General features: G+C 58.2%; 4 protein-coding genes and 1 pseudogene. 2 read left to right on the forward strand and 3 right to left on the reverse strand.

Going from position 1 to position 8343, the window contains the following annotated elements; all coding sequences use genetic code 11:
- Positions 1–230: 230 nt before the first annotated feature.
- Both CV770_RS33685 and CV770_RS43960 read right to left on the reverse strand, forming a co-directional pair.
- Entirely contained in the window at positions 231–2045 is a 1815-nt protein-coding gene (locus CV770_RS33685) for a putative bifunctional diguanylate cyclase/phosphodiesterase (protein ID WP_245453929.1), read from the reverse strand.
- Positions 2046–2522: 477 nt separating this feature from the next.
- On the reverse strand, positions 2523–3926 hold the full coding sequence (locus CV770_RS43960; protein WP_104465419.1) for a GGDEF domain-containing protein: 1404 nt from the start codon (positions 3924–3926) through the stop codon (positions 2523–2525).
- Positions 3927–5328: 1402 nt separating this feature from the next.
- Between CV770_RS43960 and CV770_RS43570 the strand changes: the two genes are divergently transcribed.
- Both CV770_RS43570 and CV770_RS33705 read left to right on the forward strand, forming a co-directional pair.
- Positions 5329–5595, forward strand: a complete 267-nt coding sequence (locus CV770_RS43570) for a cytochrome c peroxidase (RefSeq protein ID WP_283811427.1) — start codon at positions 5329–5331, stop codon at positions 5593–5595.
- Positions 5596–7149: 1554 nt separating this feature from the next.
- Positions 7150–7449 carry a hypothetical protein gene (locus tag CV770_RS33705; RefSeq protein ID WP_245453931.1) on the forward strand — a complete coding sequence of 100 codons (300 nt, stop codon included), beginning with the start codon at positions 7150–7152 and terminating at the stop codon, positions 7447–7449.
- Positions 7450–7600: 151 nt separating this feature from the next.
- Here CV770_RS33705 and tnpC read toward each other — a convergent pair.
- Positions 7601–8242, reverse strand: a pseudogene (gene tnpC / locus CV770_RS33710) (IS66 family transposase); the annotation flags it as partial.
- Positions 8243–8343: the final 101 nt, after the last annotated feature.

Consider the following 8343-nt stretch of genomic DNA (forward strand, 5'->3'; position numbering starts at 1 on the left):
TATCTTGGTCGCAAAGCGCGTCAATTACATTGGAAGATCTGGCCCTGAGCGCGTAGGGCCCTTCGCGGGCCCTGTGCGTTGACCTTGGAGTAGGTCAAAACGGTGATGCACGACAGGCCGCCGCCCGTAATCGCGTAATCGATCCAAGATGATCTCTTAAGAGTCTGCGTCCTATCGCGGCAAATTTAGACGGTTTATTCTCATCAAGAGCCTCCCGAGCACGCATGAACTCAGCGGGTCGGCTCACGCACTGCTCCATCTTCAGTAACCGGTCCGCCGCTGGCTTCGCGATTGAGCAGCGCGGGGATTCCCCCGGCTGGAACGGGACCACTGAACAGGTAGCCTTGTCCTTCTGTGCAACCATTGGAAACCAGATAGACGAGCTGGCGTTCGTCTTCGACTCCCTCGGCCGTGGTCGTCAAACCAAGCCCTTGAGCAAGGCCGATTATAGCACGAACGATCACCCGGCACTCAGTGCTGTCGTCGAGATGTGACACGAAGCTGCGATCGATCTTGATCTTGTCAAGACGAAACAAAAGCAGCTGGCTAAGCGTAGCATAACCTGTTCCGAAATCATCGAGCGCGATGCGGACGCCGGCTTGACGAAGCGCGTCAATCACGGTCTTCGCAGCCCCGCTTCTTTCCACAAATGCGCTCTCTGTAATCTCAATCTCCAGGCGGCGCGGACTAAAGCCGGTTTGCTCAAGGACGGATATAATGCGCTCTCCAAGCGCGGAATCCCGCAATTGAACAGGCGAAATGTTGAAGGCAAGCGAAAACGTCTTTGGCCACGCCGTGGCATCAAGACACGCACGGCGAAAAAGCTGATCTCCAAGAGCGTTGATGAGGCCCGTCTCTTCTGCAATCGGAATAAACACGTCAGGCGGGATATACCCCGATGTCTTGTTCTCCCAACGCGCCAACGCCTCGAACCCGACGATGCGATTACTTGCGAGTGAAACCATCGGCTGGTAATGGGGCTCGATAATATCCGTTGCGATAGCGCTCCGAAGCTCACGCTCAATATTGATGCGCCGCTCGACATGCATGTCCATGTCCGGTTCAAAAAAGCGAATACGCGACCTGCCGTCGCTTTGCGCGCGATAAAGTGCGCGTTCTGCGCGCCTGACCAATTCGTGGGGAGTGACGCCATCAAGCGGAGCGATGGCGATGCCAATTCCAAGACTAAGCTCGGCTGCGCCAGCCTCAATCGCCAAACTGTCGGCGGCAGACACCACGATACGGCGCGCCAAGTTCGCGGGATCCTCGAGGGAGCTAATGTTGGGCAGGACGATCCCGAATTCGTCGCCTCCGGTCCTCGCCAAGAGATCGTCCTTGCGCAAGATGTCGGCAAGCCTTGTGGCAAATTCGCAGAGCGCCTTGTCTACCGCTGCATGGCCGTGCGTATCCTTGATCCGTTTCAAGCCGTCGAGGCCAATCATCAGAACAGCGACTTGATGCGTGTCGGTGGCGAGGCCAACGCACACATCAAGTGTGTCATCAAACAGGCGGCGGTTTGGCAAGCCAGTCAATGGATCGTGTCCCGCCAAATCGCGGACTTCTCCTTCTGTGATGGTTTGTGCGTCAATTCGGCGGGCGAGTTCTCGATAGCGCCGAACACTAAAGATTGTGAGCCCAATGCTCAGCAAGAATGCAACGAACACGATGAATATAATGTCGTCGAGTATCGGATCCACATAGCTTTGTCCCAGCTGCGCTAAACGAGGGCCAAGCCCATAGAAATGCGCTAAGAATGAAGCGAGAACTACGCCGCCGAAGAGAGCAATGAAATCCCTCGTGGCAGAACTGCGCCAATCGAAGTGCAATACGCGCAATCGTTGAGTTGAAATTCTCATCTCAGTCGAACCATCACAACGCAGGGTAGCCCAGCGGGGGTCTTGCCCGCCGCATGTTTGTTGAGAAAGCCAGATGTTGCGCAGATTGCGGAACGTCAGTACCGGTTTCGCAAGCAGCAATGAGCCATCGGGTCGCGACAAGGTGCTTCCCGCAAAAGTGGTGTTCGAGCGACCGGCAAGCTCGCGCATCGTTAGTGCGGCCGAAGCAACGAGCTATATCCTGAATATGCCGATTCAAGACGTTGAACACTCTGGAGCGCGAGCGCAAAGGGAGGGCGCTACTTCACGTGCGATAGCAATCAGCGCGACCAGGTTCCTACCAGTCGCGCCTCGTGATCCGGAGCTTCTGCCAAGTGCCTGGCAAGCGGATTGATGATCGCGGCAGGGGCCAAGGGGCGGCCGCCTTGGAGAGGTGAGGCGACCGCCAGCTGAGCGCTCGATGGAACGACGGCTGTCACGCGACGCCGTTGGAGCGAGAAACGACATAACAGCTCCCGGCAGCTAGTGGCCGCAGCTTATTGCGGTGAGAACCGGCCTGCAAATGTTGCAATGGATGGACCATGACCGAATAGTTGTTTGTAGAGTTGCGGCTTTGGCTTCGGAGAAGAGCGAGAACGGGCGTCCAGGCCCAGAGCACCGGAGACGGAGTGAACGATGAACGTTATCCTAGGCGACAACCACACGGTTGCGGCCTTCAAATTTTGCGCGATAGAGTCGCTGGTCGGCGACGTTCAGGAACCCGTCGAGCGTGTCTCCATCGCGCCCGAACTCCGACACTCCAACACTGATGGTGACGCCGACCGATGGTTCGGCTCCGACATCGAATGCAGTGCGTTCGATGGCTGATCGAAGGCGCTCGGCGACCGCGCCAGCCGCGTCGAGCGTCGCCCCCGGTAGCAGTACCATGAATTCTTCACCGCCCACGCGCGCGACAGAGTCGTAAGGCCGGATTGCCTCCAGACACTTTCGCACGAATACGCGCAGGACCTCGTCGCCGACGCTGTGACCACGTGAGTCGTTTATATCCTTGAAATGGTCGAGATCGAGCGACAGCAGGGACAACGGAGCTCCGGTCCGCCTGGCCCGTGCGATCTCCGCGCCGATATGCTCGATGAAGTGGCGCCGATTCCCGGCGCCGGTTAGTGGATCGGTTGCTGCGAGCCGCTCCAGCCGTTGATTGCTCAATTGCACTTGCTGAAGTGCCTTTTGAGTGTCGGCCATCGACTTGGCCAGGCGGGCGGTCATTTCTTCCTGGCTATAGATGGTGGCGAACGATTGCGTTGTTCGGAAAGCCTGGACGACGCCATAGCTGAGCAGAAGAAATCCGCCAGCGAAGATCGCGTGAGCCAGCCACCACATATGGTTCCACGGCGCGGCCAAAATGAATGCGAGCGACGATAGCGCAAACCACGCGACAGAAACGCCGAAAACAAGCATGAGCGGCGAGTGAATCCGTCGCATGAGCAAGACCGCGACGTTCAGCGCACTGAATAGCAATGCGCCGCCCTCCATGGACAGGCGGACCACCGGGTGCCCAGCATAGGGTGAATAGGCGACCAGTGCGACAGCTAAGTCCATCGTAAAGAACAGGCCAATCCACGTCAGCCATGCGCGCGTGTCCGAGCGCTTCTCAGGCCCGTCTGACGGCAGGTTGTAGCTGAGTAGCCCGACGAAGAGCAAAATCGACATCGCCAGGCGCGACGCTGGCCCATAGAGCAGAAACAGCCAAATGTTGCGATGTGCCATGCCGGTGAAGGCGCCGTGCAGCGTATAGATCAGCACGAAGGCCAGAAAACCAAGGGTCAACCACCGCAACAGAGGCTCGCCTGAAGACCGATAGCAACGCCACGTCACATATGTGACGAACAGTCCCTCCAGGGTGGCGACGGCGATGGCGAATTCGTGGAACAGGTGGTCTTCAAACTTCAGCGCGGGATCTTGCTGAAAATTGAGGTAAGCGATGAACTGAGTGGGCAGCAGGGCGAAGCCAATAATGAGAAGGCTCGTATACGCCTGTGTGATCAGCCGCAGCGCGCTGGGCGGCTCGTGCAACATAAGATTGGTACTCATATGCTATGCCGTCATTCCATGATGATCCCACGCGGTCCTTTCATGAACTCGTGGGGCCCTTCTTCAAGCACGTTGGAATCCTGCTGGACAACCAAAGTGACATGGTTCGCCTCCGCCTTAGGTTATCCAACACGCCGGCACAGGTGATCACGCTGAACGGCGTAGAAGTCACAAGATTTCCGTTTCCGGCCATCGGCTACACTCATCCGGGCGGGGCTGCGACGCCGCCAGCATAGACTTGCCATCCAGGAGCGGCCACTGCGGGATCGTCGGTGCCGTTGCGGTTATGTGTTCGAGCCCACCACGTTCAGCCACCCGCTCCGCTAAGCGTAAGGGTATCGTGCGTGTTCAGTACAGTATCCCAGCTGCTGCCCCGAGTCGTCACGATCTGCGATCCGTTCGAAAACGCGCCATCGGAGGATGATGGAAATCACGAGCTCACTTGAGGAAGGGATTCTACGCATTACCTTACTCAATCGTCTGCTTGCCACCCACTGGTAGCGCCGCTGTGACGATCGGCGCGGACTGGTTCGGCTCGGAGCCAGCGCGCGTGATGAGCAACAGCGTAAGTGTCGGCCCGCTTTGATTGAAGAGTTTCCTGTACGCCACCTGTGACCTCCGTTCTGCGCGAGTCCCCGGGCAAAATGCGGGACAGATGTTCCGCTATGTACATGAGCTAGCTAAGCTAAGCCCCTGCCAGATCTTGTAGGCGGCCGAAAAATTTCGAGCCTGCCAGGACTGGGCATGTCACTTTGTGCCAAGCGGCTGGAGCGCGGCCGCTTTTTGTGACCGTCGTCGGCGGACGGCGTGGTGACAATCACACCAGTCCAGCTTCGCTATGCTCGACTGCCCCGCAGCCTTCGCAAAACGGCTGATTTTGCCGGTAAGTAAGGATAACGCACCTGCGCGTGGTCCGACGCCGTCATCGTCCCCTGGCTGGCCCGCTCAGGGTTATCGGTTTGTAGATAAGCTGGGCGAGAAGGTCTCCGCACTAAAGGGCGGAGATCGTGTGTTCGGGTCCGTGCCTCGTGGTGATTTGGCGCAAGAAGTCGCAGTGCCCGCCGGTGAATTGTGTCGGATCCCGAATCGTCTGTCATTTGCCCAGGTAGCTGCCTTGCCCGTGAACTATCTTACCGCGGCTTACGGCCTCATGGAACTAGCGGCACTACGCTCTGGACAGAATCTGCTCATGCAGGCACTGCGGCCATCAAGATCGGTAGGATGCTCGGAGCACACATCATAGCCGCAGCTATCTACGATGGGAAGCGAGCATTCGCCCGCGCCAAGGGGCTGCGGAGCTCATCGACTACACTGCGCAAGATTGGAGGAAGACCCTTTCCCTAATGAGCCAGAGCCTCCCTTCTCAAAAAGCCTGACCAGTCTCAAACTATCTGACGACGGAATGAATGCGACCGCGGATCACGTAACGAGGACGCTGAATTCGATGGAAGATTATGTTGGCAAGTTCAAGCAAGCATTCCCGCGTGATACACCGCCGGTCACCTTCGACAATTTCGCGAAAGCGCTCGAGGCTTTCGAAGCGACGCTCACGACACCAGCAGCTCCGTTCGACCAATACCTGAACGGCGATGGCAACGCGCTGGATGACTACCAAAAGGTGGGATTGCGGCTGTTCGAGGGCAAAGGCTGCGCCTCCTGCCACAACTGAATCAATAGTGGTGGGCACGAGTTTTTCCCGTTCGTCGTATTGAAAGACCAGACATCAAACTACTTCCCGCAGCCCGACCAGGGGCGTTTCGCGGTCACGAAGGCCTCCAGCGACAATACGTGTTCCGCGTCGCCCCTTTGCGCAACGTTGCCTTGCGAGCTCCCTACTTCCATTCGGGTCAGGTTTGGACGCTCCAGGAAGCCGTAGGAATTATGAGTGAGGTCCAGCTCGGCGCCAAGCTCAGCGAAAAAGGAGAAGAACGATATCGTAACCTTTCTTAATTCACTGAGCGGCCGTTTCGCCAGCTGCAAAGCGGAGCTGCCTCGCCGCAACTAAACCGTAGAACTCCCAGGATAGTAAACAAGGACACTATCTGTCTATGGACAGGCGAGAGTTCGCTGTGCGTGGTTGCGAATTGAGGATGATCTCGAACGGCACGGACGCACCTGATGCGCAATTCAGACGACCGGCTCTACTTGGTCGAAAAGCCGCACGAGCCGGGACAGCGTCAGGTCGTCACGGCGATCAGTCATAAGCGTGCAGTGGTTTTGCTGAGCGCCAATCCGGCCCGTCGGCGTGGTGCGGCTGCCGCTGATCGTAAGCAGGCCGAACGCCCTTTGTCTGCGGTCTTAACGTCTTCATTGTTCTCGACGGCAAGTGGCCCACGCTGGCCACGTTTTGTTGGGTGAATTGCTAGGCGGTCTCGTCAGCTTTCAGTCAGCTAGCCCCGATACAAAACCGTTGGGTTTGGCGGGGCGCGGCAGCCCGCTAAACTCGACGGCAGCGTGGGTGTGGCAGGATACGGGCCTTGATGCCTCCCTGGCTAACCGGCTCCGAGCCGCGCCCGCGCTGCTTCCGACTGGTGGGCCGGGATCAAGTAGTTAGGCTCGTCCTCCGGCGACGATGACCTCCCAGCCAGCTTCTTCCGCTGCTTTGAGGCTGGCCGTGTGGGAGTTGCCGGCTCGTGGCAGGGACAGCGCTTTTGCTGTGTGTAGGTGGGGGATAAGCGCCGAGTCACGTTGCCGCTAATTTCAAAGGGTGGTGCGGGCGGGGTAGGGACAGCGTCTGATCCAACGCAACCGAACAGCGCCGAGTCTCGTCCGCACTGCCTGCGGCCCCCAACGTCACTGTTACCTGTCTTGGTAGTTGCTCTAGGGCATTCGTCCGGAGGATACCTCCCCGTCGGCTTCTTGCCCCGCTTGAAGCTGACCAGGGCGAAGTTAGCGACACGGCAGGGAAAGCGCCTCCCTTTGTCCACCTCGAAGCGTCCAGTCACGTGGCCGCTAACTTCATTTAGTTGGGGCAACGAATGCACAAATTTGAGCGGCACATCACCTCACTGCGGTCGCAAGCGCTTGCGGTGCTTGCAGCCAATCAGGCCCGGGCGGCCGATCAGTCTTTGAGCCTGGCAGATCGCCAAGTCGCGACGTTTCATGCCGAGGAGGCTCAGGAAGTGTTAGGCATACTCGATTGCGTGAAACTCGACCCCGGGCCGAAGGAGGCACAGGAAATCGCTGCGCGCATACATGCGTTTCTAGAGAGCGGGAGAAGTCAGTGCTAATCCCGGTGGAACCAAAGCTCAGATACATGGGGGCGAGCCCAAAGCTACAGGGCGAAAATCGTGATTACAACGAGGTCGCGCATCGGGCTGCTTATCACCTTAATACTCTGATCGCGAACAACGAGAGTGACACTCAGCAATATATGTTCGCTAACATCGCTCGTGATATCGGCGCTTCGACGGATGACGTGCGCTCTGCCCTCTCGAACGGCGGGTATAACGGCATAACCTTCACGAACATTAGCGCAGAGGAGCGCAAGGCGCTGGCTCCATATGGACGCGAGAAACGCTGACGTATCAGCCCATGATCAGCGCTACCTGGTGCTCAATGGCGGTTATCGCTTCGTGCTTTTCTTCAAACATGTGCCAACGGGCGTAGACGGCGTCACGCTCTTGTCGTTGTGTTCAGTAGCGCCTTGACGTAATCGACCGTAAGCGTCGTTTTCAGGCCACGGCCCTGAGGTCTTGACGTTTGTAGGCGCACGGAAGCAGCTGGTCGATCTCGCTGTTTGGATGACCGTTGGCGATCCTGGTGAGCACGTCGGTGAGGTAAATGAGCGGATCGACGTCGTTCAGTTTGCAGGTTTCGATCAGTGACGCGATAGCGGCCCAGTGCTCGGCGCCACCGTCGGAGCCCGCGAACAGGGCATTTTTCCGGTTGAGCGCGATCGGGCGGATCGAGCGCTCGACGGCATTGTTGTCGAGCTCGATGCGGCCATCGTCGATGAAGCGCGTCAGGCCCTCCCAACGCGAGAGCGTATAGCGGATGGCCTCGGCGAGCTTGCCCTTCTGGCTGATCAGGGCGAGTTTTGCGCGCAGCCACTTCTCGAATGCATTGGCGAGCGGCTGGCTTTTCTGCTGCCGGATGAGACGCCGTTCCTCGGCACTGCGGCCACGGATGTCCTTCTCGATGGCACAAAATTCGGCAATGCGCTCGAGCGCCTCGCTCGCAATGGGCGCCGGGCCAGGGGTGGCGAGTTCATAGAAGTTGCGCCGCATGTGCGACCAGCAGAACGCAAGCTGAACGTCGCCGCGCTCGGCGAGCTTGCGGTAGCCGGCATAGCCGATGGAGTGGACGCCCCCCGACGGCATCGATTGTGCCAAAATGTGGGTGTTTCAACCTAGCAAGGAGGCGTTCGTGAACGACGTTAGCATCATTGGTTTGGATTTGGCCAAGAACGTATTCC

Origin of the sequence: Bradyrhizobium sp. AC87j1 (assembly GCF_002936975.1) — a bacterium.
Taxonomy (GTDB): Bacteria; Pseudomonadota; Alphaproteobacteria; order Rhizobiales; family Xanthobacteraceae; genus Bradyrhizobium; species Bradyrhizobium shewense.